We start from the raw sequence: 16,939 nt of genomic DNA, 5'->3' as shown, positions 1-16,939 counted from the left end.
GACGCTTGCGCTCCAATCATTTCGGCGTATTCATTCTCAGCGCTTCTTCATCCGGTTTTAGATTTGGCATGAAAAAAACGATCGCGATCGCGATGACGATCGAGATCGTGCAGAGAATGCCGCCCTCGATCCCGTAGGCTTGGCCAGTCAGCCATGTTGGTCCGAAGTCGATCTCCTTGAAAACGGGATACTTTGTTATCTCGGTCAATCCGCTGACTTCTATTCCAAAGAATGAGCCCTGCATCCAGTTCCACATTAGGTGCAGGCCCCAGACGAACCAAAGGTCCCGTGTTTTCAAATAAGCAACGCTGAACCAAACGCCGGCGAGTATCGTGTTTGCAGTCGAGATAATGCTGGGACCCGGATTACCTGCGTGAAGAGCCCCGAAAAATACTGACGTCAGAAGGATCGCGAGCCACGCCAAGCCAGATCGGGCGAATGTCTGCAAAAGGTAGCCACGAAATAGAGCTTCTTCAAATGCCGCTGCCACCGCGAAAACCGCAAAAGATAAGGCCGCAGAACCGATTACATTAGCTGCGGAGACGTCATTTAGCACGAACCTCAGGCTGCCGAAGGCAAAACCGACGCCAGCCGCGAGCGAAAGTGTGATGCCGCCGATCAGCAGGCCAAGAAGAAAGTGTTTTAGCCAGCCCTTAGTAAATGCCGCTCCGAGCGCCCGATAAGGCAATTTTTCAAGGAACTTTCCGCACAGCCACCCTAACAGAATTGCGGGAACGAGCGAGGAGAAAGCATTTGATACAAAGTAAGCTGTTGGCCCGGCATAGCCCGCGGCCTGAAGCACGAGCACGAATGACTGGCCGGCCAATCCGAAGAACGCGGCAGCAAAAACATAAGCGAATAGAAATATCGCTGCTCGCCAGCCGCTGCGAAGCAAGCCTGTGTTTTCGTTGAAAAGGATCGCGTTCATATTTCCAGCACTAGCGAAAGATTCTAACGGAAAGCAGCGGCCGTGTTAAACTTGCACACGTGGAAACAGAGTCTCCAAAGGTGAAGCGACGCAAGATGCCCTGGGTGATCGGCACCATTATGGCCGCGTCCTTCGTGATGCTGGTCATTCTGCAATCGACGAATCTTTGGAAAGATTTCACGATCGACTCATCCAGTGACCTCGTACTGCTCTACGCCCTTTCGGGGTTGAATTTTGCGGCACTCATTATTTTCGGCTTTATTTTCCTCCGAAGCATAATCAAGCTCGCACGCGAGCGGAGGACGTTTACCCTCGGTGCCCAGATAAAAACGCGGCTGCTGATCTATTTTTTCGCCCTCAGTCTGATGCCGATCATTGCGATGGCCGTGTTCTCGTACCTGTTTATGAATCGGGCGCTGGACCGATGGTTCACAAGCATTCCCGAAAACGTGCTGCGTGAAACAAAGGAAATGCAGCGGCAGTCACTGCTCGACCGGACCGCCAAACTCGACGAAACGGCGAGAATGCTTGCAAAAGCCTTCGAAAAGGCTGAGCCGAATTCCAGTGATCTGGCGAGCGTCGCGGTTGCCGGAAGCCTTGTCCATATCGGCCTTCTTGATAGGAATCAAGCAACTGTTGCATCCTACGATCGCGAATTAACGGCGGACGAGCGGGCCGAACTTGACCGTTTGCTCGCTGCCGCCAAAACGGGGAATGCCGCCGATCCATCTCTTCGCGATGGTAAAGGGTTTGATGTCGGGCTTGCGACGCTTTCCGGCGGGCGCACGCTTGTTGTTGTACCCGATCCTTTCGGTGAGAGGACTCTGAGTCAGGTCGTCGAGCGGTCTGTTGCTGAGTTCGAAGGTTTGAAGAATAAACAGCTCACCATTCGGCGCGTGGGACTCCTAACGCTCGGCGTGCTGACATTCCTGCTGATGTTTGCATCCAGCTGGATCGCGTTTCATGTGGCTCGCGGCTTGACCGCTCCGATCAAAGCCCTTGCTGAGGGAGCGAACGAGATCGCTCGCGGTAATCTTGGCCATCGCGTCGATGTACTTGCGGAAGATGAACTTGCTCTTCTTGTAACCACATTTAACGAGATGTCCGCGACGTTAGAGTCGAATTCGATCGAACTGAGCGACAGACGGAGGTACATTGAAACTGTGCTGGAAACGCTGCCCACCGGCGTGATCTCGTTCGACGCAAATGATCGGATCAGCACGATAAATCGGGCGGCAGCAGACATTCTTAAGCTCGATGGTAGAGATCTCTCGGCGGCGAAATTGGCGGATATTGTAAATGTCGAAAATAGGCTGGTTCTCGAGCGGCTCCTTGGCCGTGCCAGACGTGTCGGCCATGCATCGGATCAGACTGCTCTCGGAGGGCAGGGATCTAATGGAAACGGCTATAGCGAGACCGAGATAACGGTCGCTCTCACCGCGTCGAAACTGCCGACTGACGGAGGCGTAGTTCTGGTGATCGAAGACCTCTCTGAATCGATAGCAGCCCAGCGTGCGTCAGCCTGGCAGGAAGTTGCCCGCCGGATGGCACACGAGATCAAGAATCCACTAACACCGATCCAGCTTTCGGCTGAACGTATCGCCAAACGGTTCTCAAACAGCGGTCACGAAGAAATGGGCTCCGGGAATCGGATCACCGACCAAGGCCCGATCGCAAATGTGGTCAACGAAAGTACGGAGACCATTCTTCGCGAAGTGGCCTCACTGAAGACGATGGTGGATGAATTCTCGCGGTTCGCACGCCTTCCCGATACAAAACTCGAAGCCGGCGATCTCAACCGCGTGATCGAACAGGCGGAAACAGCATTTGACGGTAGATTCACGCGGCTCGTTATCGATCTGGGGTTAGCCGACTCGCTTCCGGAGGTTCTGATCGATCCTGAGCAGTTGAAACGCGTCTTTGTAAATCTGATCGAAAATTCTGTCGAGGCTTTTGACGGCAACGCCGAAGAGCCGCGGATCGTGGTCACAACCCGCCACGATGCCGCTCGCGACCTCGTTATCGCCGAAGTTTCAGATAACGGAAAGGGAATCGCTCCCGCGGACCTGCAAAAGTTGTTTCAGCCTTATTTTTCGACCAAAGGCCGCGGCACAGGCCTCGGACTTGCGATCGTCAATCGCATAATTGCTGAACATAATGGCAAAATAAAGGTGGTTGCGAACCAACCAAAAGGGGCGAAGTTTATAATTGAGCTGCCGGTGAATGGATAAATGCAGAATTTGATCTTGATCGTAGATGATGAACGCGGCATCCGCGACACGCTTCGCGGCGTGCTCGAGGACGAAGGCTTTGCTGTGGAAACGGCCGAATCCGGCGAAGCCTGTCTCGAACTCGTCAGGAAGCAGGATTTTAGCTGTATCCTTCTCGACATTTGGCTCGGCGACGGGATCGATGGACTTGAAACCCTGGGCAGACTGAAAGAAGAGGGAATTGACGCGGCCGTTGTGATGATCTCAGGCCACGGAAACATTGAAACTGCAGTCCGATCTACAAAGCTCGGGGCGTTCGATTTCATAGAAAAGCCGCTTAGCCTGGAACGCACGGTCGTGACGGTAAAGAACGCCGTTCGGCAGCGGCAGCTTGAGCTCGCTAATCAACAGCTGCAGAACGAACTGTCCGAGCAATACGTCATGGTCGGCGAATCGGTCGTTATGCGTGCTCTCAGAAAGCAGATATCAATCGTCGCTCCGACGGATGGGCGCGTTCTCATTTCGGGCGAAAGCGGCACGGGAAAAGAGCTTGTTGCAAGAGCGATCCACGCTCAATCCAAGCGCCGCAACGCTCCTTTCGTTGAGATAAATTCTGCCGCTATTCCTGAGGAACTCGTCGAATCCGAACTTTTCGGCCACGCAAAAGGTGCGTTTTCAGGGGCGATGAAGTCGAAGAAGGGAAAGTTCGAGGTTGCGGACGGAGCCACTCTGTTCCTCGACGAGATCGGCGACATGTCACCGCGGGTCCAGGCGAAGATGCTCCGGGTGCTGGAGGAGCAGCGGTTCGAACCGGTCGGCAGCAACACACCGATCACCGTTGATGTACGTGTGATCTCCGCGACCAATCAACCGCTAGACAGTCTTATCGACAACGGACGGTTTCGATCCGATCTATTTTATCGGCTAAACGTGATCCCGTTCCAGGTTCCGCCCCTTCGTGAACGGCGTGAGGATGTTCCCGTGCTCGTTGAGCATTTTAATCAGAAGTTCTCACGCGAGTATGGAAAAGCTCCAAAACTATTCAGCACTGACGCGATCGAGGCCTTGCAGGATTACGAATGGATCGGTAACGTGCGGGAGCTGAAAAACACTATAGAGCGGATCGTCATCATGTCAGCCAAAGAATCGATCTCGGCCGACGATCTGCCTGATATGGAAGGCACCTATGAACCGGCCGCCGTCAGCTTTCGCTTTCCCAGCTTCAAAGAAGCGACCGATGCTTACCAACGGGAATTCATCCTCCACAAACTTTCAGAATTTGATGGAAATGTTGCCAAAGCCGCCGAAAATATGGGCGTCGACCGAACGCATCTGTATCGAAGAATGAAGAATCTTGGTATTCAGCCCAGATGATCTACCAATGCGAATTCCCGCGTTCGCCGCGAATTCTCGCAGTCTATAGCCCCTTTTTTGTTCATCATTGATCCATAGTGTCCATTTCTCTGGTCTTCGGACAGATTTCAGTCTGGCATAACTCTTGCCAACAAGAAGATGTTAGAGGTTGAAATGAATCCTTTGATCGATGATTCGATCCAAAGGTGGAGGTTGTTATGGTGACAAAGAAACACTATACGAACGAGACATTTACTAAACGAGTGGATCACGAGGGCGGTGAACATCGCAGTCACGACTCATCCATTGGAACCGCACATTGCATCGAATGCGGTGCGATCTACACGGATAAACGCTGGGTTGCGAGATCCGATTCGAAAGAAACGTCCGAACACGTACACTGGCGTCCCGGTAAAGAGACCACTTGCCCGGCGTGCAAGCAGTTAAAACAGGGCGTAGTTGGCGGTTATTTCGTACTAGACGGTGATTTTCTCACGAAGCACCGCGACGAGATCAATAGTTTGATCGACAACGAAACGCGGGATGCTCTTCAAGATAATCCTTTATCGCGGATCATGGACCGCCACGATGAGGATGGGAAACTCGTGATCGAAACTACGACCGAGCATCTTGCCCAACGACTCGGCCACGCAGTGGAAAAAGCATACGACGGCAAAACTGTGTATGACTTTTCGCATGAGAACAAAGTAGCTCGCGTCCACTGGACACGAAACTGACGCTGTCTGAAAGGCGGGAGGTCAGGTAAATGTTCAACCGGTTCCCGATGTACTCCTATTTTTTAGCTGGCCTGATCCTTGCCGGCGTACTCTTCGTCTTGTCATCCTGCGTCGGCGGCCGTTACGAGAGTGCTCCTGTTCACGGGAATACGGATCAATCGACGGTACCACCAACCGCTGATCGTTCGGCGACTTTCGTTGCCGTCGGGGATATCATGCTGTCTCGCGGGGTCGCGAGGGCGATCGATCGAGCAGGTTCCTCCGAATATCCTTTTACAAAGCTTGATGACATTCTCCTTAAGTCGGATTTCAATTTTGGTAATCTCGAGTGCCCAATCTCCGGCAATGATCGCAACCTGGGCAAAGGCCTGATATTCAATACCAGAACCGACAATATCGACGGCTTGGTGAATTACAAATTCAAGATAGTCAATCTAGCGAATAACCACGCTTTCGATCAAGGCCTGAAAGGCCTCAGATCCACGTTGGGTTTTCTGGAGAAACGAGGTATCAGGCACATCGGGGTTGGCCAGGATCAGGAAGAAGCATGGCAGCCTGCGGTGATCGAGGCGAATGGGATCCGGATCGCATTTATCGGAGCATCGTATGCGACGCTCAATGACGGCGGTACAGCCCGCAACGGTCATGTCGCCCGCGTCGAGGATCTTAGGCTCTTGGAGCGTTCGATCTTACAGGCAAAAGATGGATCTGACCTTGTCGTGGTTACAATGCACGCCGGCGATGAATATACTCGAAAGCCAAATCGCTCGCAGGTCACTTTTGCTCAAGCCGCCCTCGATGCCGGTGCCGATCTTGTGATCGGAGCACACCCGCATTGGGTACAGACAATGCAGGTCTATCGCGGGAAGCCTATCTTTTATTCGCTCGGCAATTTTGTGTTTGACCAGCCATGGAGTGAGACTCGAACGGGATTGATGCTGCGAGTGACAATTCGCGGATCCCGGATAGATCAGATCGAAATACTGCCTGTCGTCATCGAGCGAGGAGCTCCAAGACAGGCAACCGCGATCGAAACAAAAGAGATATTGCGGAAGATCGGCGTTAACGAGCCGATCTTTCGCCCGGGCGCTATCAAATAAAAAAGCCCCGCAGTTGTCGCGAGGCTTCTTGTTTATGCCGATCCGATTAGATCATTTCTTATTCACCGGAAATCCGCGTTTGATCATCAATGCATCGACATTTGGGTCGCGTCCGCGGAAATTTCGGTACGCTTCCGCCGGGTCGATCGTGTTGCCGACTGAGAAGATAAACTTCTTCAAACGCTCACCGACCTTCTTGTCATACGGTCCGCCGGCTTCGGCAAAGGCCCCGTACGCATCCGCGGTCAGGACATCCGACCAAAGATAGCTGTAATATCCGGCGGAATAACCATCGTTCGCAAACACGTGTCCAAATTGCGGCGTTCGGTGACGCATAACCAATTCGCCCGGCATTCCAAGAGCAGCGAGCGTGTCTTTCTCAAACTTATCCGCGTCGATCGTCGCTCCGCCCGCGAGGTGGAGTTTCATGTCGACAAGGGCACTCGAGAGGTATTCGGTCGTTGCGAAACCTTGATTGAACGTATCAGCCTTCTTTATCTTCGCAACGAGTTCGGCCGGGATCGGCTTTCCGGTCTGGTAATGCAGTGAAAATTTGCCTAGAACCTCGGGTGTCGAGACCCAATGCTCAAGGATCTGCGAAGGGAACTCGACATAATCTCTTGCCACATTCGTTCCCGACAGACTCGGATACGTCACGTTTGACGAAAGCCCGTGCAAGGCGTGGCCAAATTCGTGGAACATCGTCTCGGCATCATCCCACGATATCAGTACCGGTTCGCCCGGATTTCCTTTTACAAAGTTCGCGTTGTTCGAAACGATCGTCATGACGTCGCCGTTGATGCGGTATTGATTACGGTAGGCATTCATCCACGCTCCCGAACGCTTGCCATCGCGGGCGTATGGGTCGAAGTACCATACGCCAACATGCTTGCCGGTCGTCTTGTCCTTGACCTCATAGACCGTCACGTCTGGATGGAATACCGCTACGCCGGACATAGGCGTGAACGTAAAATTGAACAGCTCGCCTGCCATCCAGAACATCGCTTCACGGATCTTGTCGAGCTGCAGGTATTTTGAGACTTCGTTCTGATCCAAATCGTAACGGTCCTTTCGGACCTTTTCCATATAGAATCGGTAATCCCACGGTTCGACCTTGATCTTAGCACCTTCTTTATCCGCGAGCGTCTGCATGTCGGCGACCTCTTCCTTGACGCGAGCGATTGCGGCGGGCCAGACGCCTTCCATTAGCTTCATGGCGTTTTCGGGCGTTTTCGCCATCGCATTTTCGAGCCGCCATTGGGCGTGGGTTTTGTAGCCGAGTAGTTGGGCACGTTCGAATCTTAGTTTCAGGATCTCAGGAATAATGCCGTTGTTGTCGCGGGCGTCGCCGTTGTCGCCGCGATTTACGTACATCTTCCACGCCTTTTCACGCAGGTCGCGGCGGCTCGAATACGTCAAAAACGGATCGATCGACGAGCGCGTGTTTCTGATCACCCATTTGCCCGGAACTTTTTTCGAAACTGCCGCCGAAGCCGCCGCATCTTTCAAAGCCTGCGGCAATCCGGCAAGGTCGGCTTCGGAATCGAGCGTCATATAAACCTGCGTCTCATCGCCCAAAAGATTCTGGCTGAACTTGGTAAAGTGCCCGGCGAGGGCCTGATTTATCTCGGAAAGTCGCGCCTTTTTGGCCGCGTCAAGTTTCGCACCTGCCCTAACAAAGTTCGTGTAATAGAGCCACGAGAGCCGCTGCTGTTCGGCGGTCAATTTTGACCTGTTTTTGTCGTTGTAAACCGCCTCGATGCGTTTGAAGAGCTTTTCGTTCTGCGTGATCTTGTCGTAATGCCCGGCGAGTTTTGGGTCCATTTCGGTCTCGACCTTGCTAAACTCATCATTGCTCATGCTGGTCGTCCAGATCCCGTAAATGGTGCTTACCCGATCCAGCGTTTGCCCGGTTTTCTCCAGCGCGACGATCGTGTTTTCAAATGTCGGCGGTTCAGACTGATTTGCGATCGCTGCGACCTCAAAAAGGTTCTCTTCCATCGCGGTTTCAAGCGCCGGTTTGAGATCCGATATCTTTACCTTGTCAAAAGGCGGAAGCCCGCCAAACGGCCCGGTCCATTTCTCGGTCAAAGGGTTAGCGGCAGCAGCAGCGGCTGTGACAGTACGTTCTTTGTTAGTTCCCATAAAAACAACGCCGGCAGCGATGGCTGCGATCGCGGCAAAATACAAGGTCTTCTTCATCTAGGTGATCTCCTGAATAAACGTCCACGCCTTTGAATATACCGCTCCGCGGCACGCCGGACAAATTGCTTCGTTTTGACGCCCAGCCATCGTAAAAGGTTGACTGTCCCATGTCCCGCTACCTCGACGCTCGCACTTTCAGACAAAATAAGACGGCCACCGCAGCTAGAAACGGTGGCCGTCTTTGCTCCTATCGTGCCGATAGTCCTGATCGGATGACTTCCAATCAGGAAAAGCTTAACTAAACTCGGATCCAGACTCTGTGCGATGGGTTACAAAGCGTGCTGACTTTTTTGCTCGCCAAGACCGAAAAGCCGCATTGTTTCCTCGTCCGACATCGTCGCCGACACGGCCGGCGGTTCGCGTACGGCGGCTAGTACACGCCAGGCACGTTCGAGTATCGCTTCGTCCTCAGGTGTCAATTCCGGCAGCTCCGCCGCCGAATCATCATCCTGAACCCGAGCGTCAAGATGCAAAATGATCTTTCCGATCTCCTCCAATGATAGCTCCATGACGAGCATTCTAAACCCAAACCGTTTTTGTGCAAAACGAGACAAAGGGTGAACTTCGCCTTAGATCTAAATAGTTCGCATTTAAACAAAAAAGCCGGCGAGCCAATGCGCGACGCACCGCCATGCGGGTGAATCAAAGAGGAGGTTTTCCGCTAGATTCTCGATAAATAGAGCCGTGCCCGCGAAAAGGTAAACCGGGCTGATACGTCCGACGGTAAGTTTCTCCCAGCACATTACAATTAGCGTCATGCTGTTGGGCAGCAATACTCCGAAAATTAGCTCCGGGTTCGAGACACCGGGAAAATAATGTCTAAATCTGAAAAACGCAGGCCACATGATGGTGATCATGGCGAGCAGCATAAGCCGTTTGTGAATCTCCGGTTTCCGACGATAGTAAATTCCCGCAGCAACGAATATTAGAAATACGATCGGCGTCGTAAAGGTCCCGACCAGAGATGAAGTTGCGATCTCGCCAAGACCAAGAGCCAGATCGCGTTTCATGACGTAAACCCCGACAGCCATTGTCGAGAAAGCGACTCCTGAAACGAGAACAACGCTTCCTAAACCGAGCAACCGATGATATTTGAGCTTTCTCTTACGGATCAAAAAGGCCTGTACGACAAAAAATGCCGCCCACAGAAAAAGCAATCCGCCGTGAATATAGATAACCGGCGGAGCCTCGAACACGCCGTACATCTTAGGAATAAAAAGGTCTTAAGGAATCCGATCAACGCGAACGCCAGAGCTATCAGCGATGCTGCAAAAAAGTACCGGTTTCTCTTAGCCGGAGTGGAAACTGCCGTTATTTCACTCATCAATTTAAGGCACCAAAAGCCATCGTCTGGATGCAGGATAATAGTTAAATAGCTTACCATCGCTGTCAATCGTAAACATGATTGAACTTGAGTCACGGTGAGGCAATAGATACACTTTTGTTCCAATCAGTTTGGTCGAATTTCAGGACGCCTAAAAACGTTCGACCTATCTCGTATTTACCTCTACCAATGAGGCTGTTTTTCGTTGATAGACTGGGCGGTTCCTGTGACCAATCGGGGTGTTTATGCGTTTGTCGGCCAGTAAACATGGCTGTTTCACAAAAAGTGTGAAACGATTCACATTATTAGTGTGCTAATTTTAGTGACCGTTGTTTTTACACGAAATGATCTTTTTGAAAAGACCGTTCCTTGACGAAAAATTGCAAAAAAGGACAGCCCTCGCGAGCTGTCCTTTTTGAGTTTTATCTACGTTCCGAAACTACGGTTTGATGATGTAGTCAGGGAAGCAGCTATCAGAGTCTTTAAGGAAGAGTTCCAGAACCTCCATCGCCGAACGTGACTGCGTGCCTGCTGAGGCACCGACGCCGGAGTAGTTGGGGTTGAGGATCTTCGAGATCTGATCGCGGACCGCATCGAGATGGGCACGCGTTGCTTTGTCTTTCGACTTGGCGTACGCAGCACCGGCCATCGCGCTGATGGTTTTCAGCTCGGCACGGTAGAACGCCTTTTCGTCACCGCTCGTCATGAACATTCCTGCAAACGAAGCAGGTAATCCCTGTGGAACGGTTGCCGCCGGAGCGTTCAGCTTGTTGTTGGCGATGTCGAGATATGCACGCTGCAGATTGCGGCGATAGGCATCGATCACCGGCGACGCGGAATTCATTTCGCTGAACACACCGTTGCGAAGGTCAGCCAGGAATTCCGGAGCACTGTAGGCATCCGCTCCGTCCAGAGCCTGCTGTTCGATCAGGCGTGCGAAACGCGTGCTCGACATAAGGTTGTTGAGGACGCTGTTTTGAGCATTTCGAACACGGTTCAGAGCACCGATCGGCTCGATCTTACGCAGGATGTCCTTGTCGATCGCCCACATCGGGGTTGCGATAGCATTGTCGTTAAGGAATTTAACTGCTTCAGCCTGTTTTGCCTTGGGAACCAGTGTGAACTTCGGCCCAGGCTGTCCGATATGTTTCTGCTGCGAATTGAATCCGCCGACGATCGCGGCGACGTGGTTCATCTCGAGCGTCCACTGGCCAAGCATACGGCCGTAGAGTTCGGCAAGGTCATTGTAAGGCTCGCCGTTCTGCGTTGCGGTCGTGGTGTTTACCAGCATTTTTGAAATGCGCTGCAGATTCTTGAGGCCTAGGCCCGAAGACTTGACCGCATCGGCATCACCGACGGCTTCGGTAAGTTCGCCCGGGTCGCTGCCGCTGGCTCCATCGGTCGAGAAACGCAGCCACGGGGTCGCATCCTGCAGTTTTGCCCACTGATTAAGCGTTGGCTTCTCAGCATCCGGGGTTTTTGCTCCCGGAATTGGCTTGTAGCCCCACATGGTCGCAAATTCATCGTACGGCCCGATGCCGGGGACGAGATCGTCAATAGCGATGCCGTCTTCAGGTTGTGCGACGTAATTGAAACGCGAATAGTCCATCAGGGTCGGCGTGTGGCCCATTTTCTTGACCCAAGCCGGATCGCGGACCTTGTCCTGTGGATAGGTCGAGCTGGCTTTCATATTGTGCTGGAAGCCAAGCGTGTGGCCGACCTCATGAGCCGCAACGTATTCGAGCAGAACGCCCATGAGTTCGTCCGGCATAGGGAATGTCTGGGCACGTTTGTCCAGGGCTCCGGCTTGCAGGAAATACCATGAACGCTGGAGGTTCATGATGTTGTGATAGAACTGGATGTCTGATTCGAGGATCTCACCGGTTCTCGGGTCAGCGACGTGCGGGCCCGAAGCATTTTCAGTAGTCGAAGGCAGCCAGCGGATGACCGAGTATCGGGCGTCTTCGGGGCTGAAATCAGGATTTTCCTTTTTGGTCGGGGCGATCTTGGCAATAATGGCGTTCTTGAAGCCGGCAGCCTCAAAAGCTTTCTGCCATTTTTCCACGCCGCGGATCATGTAAGGACGCCATTTTACCGGCGTCGCCGAGTCGATGTAGTAAACGATCTGTTTCACCGGCTCGGACATTTCGGCATTGGGGTCTTTCTTTTCGAGACGCCAGCGGCGGATGTACGTAGTTTCCGGAGCTTTATGCTCGTCGCGGCCATAGTCATATTGCGACTGTGAAAAGTAGCCGACGCTCATCAAATAGACGCGGCATCATAGGATTTTCCGGTAGTTTGACCATGCTGTAATGCAGTACTACGGTTGCGCTTCCCGGATTCATTCCGCCCGCCTGTGCACCACCCGGAGCTCCGCCGCCGGCACCTGCCGGAGGAGCCGCCCGTGTGTAGGTCATGGACGATTCGGCTTCGATATTTGTAGGGAAGGGAGTTACGCGTTCGATGTAAGAACGCGTGGCGTCGAGTGCCGTAGCATTCAGTCTCTGTCTGGCACTGAACTCAAAAACGTCGGTGCTGAACAGCCGCGTGACATCGATCACGGCCGCTTCGTCCGGTCCCCATGCCGCTACGTTGAACGACATTATGATCGGGCTGTTATTCGAATCTGCCACAGCCTGAGCGACCGGGTTGCTCGGATCGGCAACGACCGAGAAGTTGACGCCGCGAAGAAAGATCTTGTTGTCCAAACGCTCCCACCGAACCACGCGGCTGCCGAGAGCCTGGCCGCCATAGCCAACACCGAGCGTCGTTTTGGCGATCTGCGTGACCCAGAGAAGGTCTTTGCCGAGTTCCGTTTTAGGGATCTCGTAAAAGTACTTATCCTTGATCTGATGTACAGCAAAAAGGCCCTTTTTGGTCTTGGCATCCTTGGTAATAACCTTCTCGTAAGGCTGTGGGTCTTGGGAAGCTCCGCCCGCACCGGGCCGGGCTCCACCGGGAACCGCAGGCGTATCAGGCGGCGGATCCTGGGCAAAAATAAACATAGCCGACGAGCCCAGGATCAGGGCCATCAGCAAAATTCGTATCGAGGTTCCTCTCATCGTGATAGATCTCCTAGTTTTTTGTACAGAAAGATTACTAAAGGTCGTTCCGTCAGATCCGGGAGCCACATCGGAAATGGAGCTCACGGCGTGACATCTCGGGATATTGGTTTTTGACCATCGACATTCATCCGCACGCCGGAAGGCGCTTGCGAATTCAAAATGCGAAATCCCAGGAAGTTGGTACAGATTATTCTTAAGTATGTGATATTCGAAATCGTAGTATGCACGAAAAAGTTAAACTTCTCAAACGGGGAGATAGATCCGGACAAGCGTTATGAGCGGAGCAACCCGATCCTGGGTATTCTCGGTCCAACGGAACGCTGGGAATCTGATTTTTTCGATGGCTCGGATGGCCCGGCCCGGACTAGTAAATGAGCGGTTTATTGACGCCCTTTTTGAAGATCTTTCTACGCACTGCAAACCAAAGGCAGGAGGGCACTCAAGCTTGACATAGCATGAAAAAGTTATATACTCAACCAAAATCGTCTAGCAATTTTTAGTCACTATTTTGTCCAGTCCGGAGCCGTTTAATTAAATTGAGAAGCGGGCGGATTTACATCTTGAATCTATTTGGGGGATCGAACAACAATGTCAAAAAATAAAATGTCGAAAAGGAAGGTTACAACGCGGTCTTTGGTGACTGCGGTTGTCGCCGTCCTCATAACTGCGGCGCTAGCGTCATTTCCGCTTTTTAGAAATGTCCAGGCTGAAACTCAGGCGGTATTCCCCGGTACGAACACCGGATCAATTCCTGATAATGATTGCACGGGGGCAGGCAGACAGATATCCTTTGCAGTTACCGGCATTTCAGGAGCTCCGACGGATGTTCGAGTCAATTTCACCGGCACTCATACATGGGTGGGTGACATCGATGCCTTGCTGATCGCCCCGAATGGGACGACTCAGGCATTCATCTTTACCTTCACCGGCAATGATCTCGACCCGGATTTCGGTGACAGCTCAGATCTGGGCGGGCCTTACAACTTTTACGATACGGCCCCGAATAACTGGTGGGCTGCTGCTGCGGCAGCACTTTCGGCCCAGGCAGTTCCAGCAGGCGATTACCGAACGGCTAATGACACCGGTGCGAATACCTTACTTACACCTGCATTTGCTGGAGTTACCAACGCGAACGGAACATGGATCCTAAAGTTCAACGATTGTGCTCAAGGCGATACTGGCTCGATCTCATCAGCCAATTTAACAATCACTGGTGGAGTTGCACCAACGCCAACGCCAACGCCGGCACCAACAGCGACGCCAACTCCGGTACCAACCCCGGTGCCAACAGCGACGCCGACTCCGGCACCGACTGCGACGCCGACCCCGGCTCCGACAGCGACGCCTACTCCGGCTCCGACGGCGACCCCAACTCCGGCACCGACGGCGACGCCGACTCCGGCTCCGACAGCAACACCGACGCCGGCTCCGACGGCAACGCCGACGCCAGCACCGACTCCGGCCCCGACGGCAACCCCGACTCCGGCTCCGACGGCGACGCCTACGCCGGTTCCAAGTCCAACTCCGACTCCGGGTCCGAGTACCCCGATAAACGAGGATTTTGCGAATCTGGCAACGCTTCTTTCGACGGGCGGATGGTCAACCTTCAACAGAAGCGTGCCGCTTGGTGCGTCCCTTTGGTCGCAAGGATCTGTTGGCACGGCGTTCCCGACAGGAGCCCATCAGGGTGCCCCGACGTCCTTCGTTTTGGTCAACTTTAACAGCACGACCGGCACAGGAACTATCAGTAACTGGCTGCTTGGTCCGAATAGGACATTCAGAAACGGTGATACGATATCGTTCTTCACCAGAAGTCCTAGTACAACGTTCCCGGATAGGTTGCAGTTGCGTCTGTCGCAGAACGGCAACAGTTCCGATGTTGGTTCTACAGCAACGAGCGTAGGTGATTTCACAACGCTTCTTCTGGATATTAATCCAACGTACGGAGCGAACTATCCGACCGTTTGGACGCAGTTCACCGTGACGATCTCGGGGCTTTCCGGCCCGACCAGTGGCCGCTTTGCGTTCCGTTATTTCGTAGAGAATGGCGGACCGTCAGGAGCTAACTCAAATATTATTGGTGTGGACACTTTAGTTTACACTCCATTTGGTTCACCGACGCCAACACCGACGCCGGTCGTAACACCAACACCGACGCCGACACCGGGAACCGGGAACATCATCAGTTACACGGGACCTTCCGTAACGATCCCTGATGCCTCAGCAGCAGGTGTCAATGTGCCTCTGGCAGTAGGAACGGCATGTACGATAACTGACCTGAATTTCCGGTTTGACGGTACGCCGAGTGCGACGGCTGGTGATACGGGAGTAGGCGTGACCCACTCGTGGGTCGGCGACCTTATCTTCAAGCTGACGTCACCGACGGGAACGGCGGTAACGTTCTATGATCGTCCGGGAGTTCCGGCATCGACATTCGGATGCAGCAATAACAATCTTGCTCAGGTGATCCTGGATGACGACGGCGGATTCCCGGCACTTGAGACGACATGTAATTCAGCGGGTAGTGCGGCAGCATTCCCGTCGGGATCGTTCACGCCGAACAATCCGCTGTCGGCTTTTGACGGCCAGGCTGCGGCTGGAACGTGGACGCTGAATGTCAGCGACAACGGAGCGGGCGACACTGGAACGGTGAACCGCTTCTCACTGGTCTTCACTTGTGCCGGTGGCGTAACACCAACTCCGACCCCAACGCCTGCACCAACAGCAACGCCGACGCCGACACCTACGCCGGTGCCGACAACATTTCTCGCCTTTGGCTCAACGACTTACAAGCAGGACGAGTCTCAGGCAATTGATATTACGATCAACAGAACCGGTGTGACGACAGGTGGGACGACTGCGTTCCTGACGATGACGTCCACCCGAGCGGTTATCGGAACGGCGGGTTGCGGAACCGGAGCTGATGTGATCAATATGACCGGGGGCCCAATTAACTTTAACGCCGGAGAAACGTCGAAGACAGTCACGCTAGGATTGTGCCGCGATAACAGTGCGGACACCGACGAGACCGTCAATCTGACACTCACAGGACTGTTACCATCGAGTACCGCTGCCACGAACAGTGCAGTACTGACGATCAACGACACGGCTAATCAGTTCAAGAATTCGGCTGCGATCTCGATCATTCAGGGCACGGCCGCAGGGCTGTATCCGTCGCCGATCGAGGTCACGGGAGCAACGACGAACGCGTTCCGTATCAGAGTGACGCTGTACGATTTCTACTCGACGAAGCCGGATAATTTGGACGTGCTGCTGGTTGGCCCGAACGGAGCGAAATATGCTCTGGTCGGCGATGTCGGCGGGCCTGTCGCGATCACGGAAGCCGGAGCGGTCACACTGACGCTGGCCGACTACCCGAACGCAGTGCTGCCTGACTCAGGTCCGCTTGCAACGGGTATCTTCAAGCCGACGACGTGCGAGACGCCTGTCTCGAACTTCCCGGCACCGGCACCAGCTGGGCCGTATGTCGAACCGGGATGCGTGGTTGCGAGAACGAATGCACAGACATTGTTCGGCAACTTCGGCGGATCGACGGCAAACGGTACGTGGAATCTCTACATCCGCGATGACAACGGCGTCGCACGACCGGACGCACCAGATGTCGTCAATGGTGAGGTCAAGGGCGGATGGGGAATCGAACTGCTGCCTTCGACGGCAGCGGGAGTCGAGGTCTCAGGCCGTGTCCTGACACCGGACGGCCGCGGATTGAGAAACGCCACGGTCACGATCATCGATTCGATGGGTAACCGCAGAACGGCTACAACCGGTTCGTTCGGTTACTATCACTTCTACGATCTCGAAGTTGGATCGACTTTGGTTATGGGTGTCAACTCGAACCGATATCGCTTTAACTCAAGGGTTGTACAGGTCTTCGATTCGATCAGCGATGCTGACTTCATTGGACAAGAGTGAGAGATCACTTGAATAGACTGAAAAGGCGGCCTCAGGGCCGCCTTTTCTTTTTCCTGGTTGTGTAGAATTTAACGGTCAGAGCCG

At 53.5% G+C, this 16,939-nt stretch carries 11 protein-coding genes; 5 read left to right on the top strand and 6 right to left on the bottom strand.

Annotation, left to right across the window (positions count from 1 at the left end; translation table 11 throughout):
* Positions 1 to 16: 16 nt before the first annotated feature.
* Complete coding sequence (locus IPG22_22310) at positions 17 to 928, bottom strand: CPBP family intramembrane metalloprotease (GenBank protein ID MBK6591003.1); 912 nt, start codon at positions 926 to 928, stop codon at positions 17 to 19.
* 80 nt (positions 929 to 1,008) lie between these two features.
* Between IPG22_22310 and IPG22_22305 the strand changes: the two genes are divergently transcribed.
* The 4 genes from IPG22_22305 (at position 1,009) to IPG22_22290 (ending at position 6,328) form a co-directional block, all read left to right on the top strand.
* On the top strand, positions 1,009 to 3,159 hold the full coding sequence (locus tag IPG22_22305; protein ID MBK6591002.1) for a HAMP domain-containing protein: 2,151 nt from the start codon (positions 1,009 to 1,011) through the stop codon (positions 3,157 to 3,159).
* Positions 3,160 to 4,512 carry a sigma-54-dependent Fis family transcriptional regulator gene (locus IPG22_22300; GenBank protein MBK6591001.1) on the top strand — a complete coding sequence of 451 codons (1,353 nt, stop codon included), beginning with the start codon at positions 3,160 to 3,162 and terminating at the stop codon, positions 4,510 to 4,512.
* 197 nt (positions 4,513 to 4,709) lie between these two features.
* The gene (locus IPG22_22295) at positions 4,710 to 5,228 is read left to right on the top strand and encodes an ATPase (protein ID MBK6591000.1); all 519 of its coding nucleotides are present in this window, start codon (positions 4,710 to 4,712) and stop codon (positions 5,226 to 5,228) included.
* Positions 5,229 to 5,257: 29 nt separating this feature from the next.
* Positions 5,258 to 6,328: a CapA family protein gene (locus IPG22_22290; GenBank protein ID MBK6590999.1), complete on the top strand. Its 1,071-nt coding sequence runs from the start codon at positions 5,258 to 5,260 to the stop codon at positions 6,326 to 6,328.
* Positions 6,329 to 6,379: 51 nt separating this feature from the next.
* Here the strand turns inward: IPG22_22290 and IPG22_22285 are convergent, their stop codons facing one another.
* From IPG22_22285 to IPG22_22265, 5 genes are all read right to left on the bottom strand, one after another.
* On the bottom strand, positions 6,380 to 8,530 hold the full coding sequence (locus tag IPG22_22285) for a M3 family metallopeptidase (GenBank protein MBK6590998.1): 2,151 nt from the start codon (positions 8,528 to 8,530) through the stop codon (positions 6,380 to 6,382).
* 272 nt (positions 8,531 to 8,802) lie between these two features.
* A complete protein-coding gene (locus IPG22_22280) occupies positions 8,803 to 9,087 on the bottom strand; it encodes a hypothetical protein (protein ID MBK6590997.1) in 285 nt (94 codons plus the stop codon).
* 36 nt (positions 9,088 to 9,123) lie between these two features.
* Positions 9,124 to 9,729, bottom strand: coding sequence for a hypothetical protein (locus tag IPG22_22275; protein ID MBK6590996.1), 606 nt, complete (start codon positions 9,727 to 9,729; stop codon positions 9,124 to 9,126).
* Between the two features lie 567 nt (positions 9,730 to 10,296).
* Entirely contained in the window at positions 10,297 to 12,120 is a 1,824-nt protein-coding gene (locus IPG22_22270; protein MBK6590995.1) for a zinc-dependent metalloprotease, read from the bottom strand.
* Positions 12,086 to 12,919, bottom strand: a complete 834-nt coding sequence (locus IPG22_22265) for a DUF5117 domain-containing protein (protein ID MBK6590994.1) — start codon at positions 12,917 to 12,919, stop codon at positions 12,086 to 12,088. Before IPG22_22265 ends, IPG22_22270 begins: the two co-directional genes overlap by 35 nt.
* A 591-nt stretch (positions 12,920 to 13,510) precedes the next feature.
* Here IPG22_22265 and IPG22_22260 point away from each other — a divergent pair.
* Positions 13,511 to 16,855, top strand: a complete 3,345-nt coding sequence (locus IPG22_22260) for a choice-of-anchor J domain-containing protein (protein MBK6590993.1) — start codon at positions 13,511 to 13,513, stop codon at positions 16,853 to 16,855.
* Positions 16,856 to 16,939: the final 84 nt, after the last annotated feature.

It is taken from the genome of Acidobacteriota bacterium, assembly GCA_016703965.1.
GTDB lineage: Bacteria > Acidobacteriota > Blastocatellia > Pyrinomonadales > Pyrinomonadaceae > OLB17.
The sequence above is the reverse complement of the archived record's forward strand: the minus strand, read 5'-3'. Positions and strand labels throughout refer to the sequence as shown.

Coding starts and splice junctions, on each gene's coding strand:
- IPG22_22300 (MBK6591001.1), top strand. CDS start 3,160: ATGCAGAATTTGATCTTGATCGTAGATGATGAACGCGGCATCCGCGAC.
- IPG22_22265 (MBK6590994.1), bottom strand. CDS start 12,919: ATGAGAGGAACCTCGATACGAATTTTGCTGATGGCCCTGATCCTGGGC.
- IPG22_22295 (MBK6591000.1), top strand. CDS start 4,710: ATGGTGACAAAGAAACACTATACGAACGAGACATTTACTAAACGAGTG.
- IPG22_22270 (MBK6590995.1), bottom strand. CDS start 12,120: ATGAGCGTCGGCTACTTTTCACAGTCGCAATATGACTATGGCCGCGAC.
- IPG22_22285 (MBK6590998.1), bottom strand. CDS start 8,530: ATGAAGAAGACCTTGTATTTTGCCGCGATCGCAGCCATCGCTGCCGGC.
- IPG22_22310 (MBK6591003.1), bottom strand. CDS start 928: ATGAACGCGATCCTTTTCAACGAAAACACAGGCTTGCTTCGCAGCGGC.
- IPG22_22260 (MBK6590993.1), top strand. CDS start 13,511: ATGTCAAAAAATAAAATGTCGAAAAGGAAGGTTACAACGCGGTCTTTG.
- IPG22_22290 (MBK6590999.1), top strand. CDS start 5,258: ATGTTCAACCGGTTCCCGATGTACTCCTATTTTTTAGCTGGCCTGATC.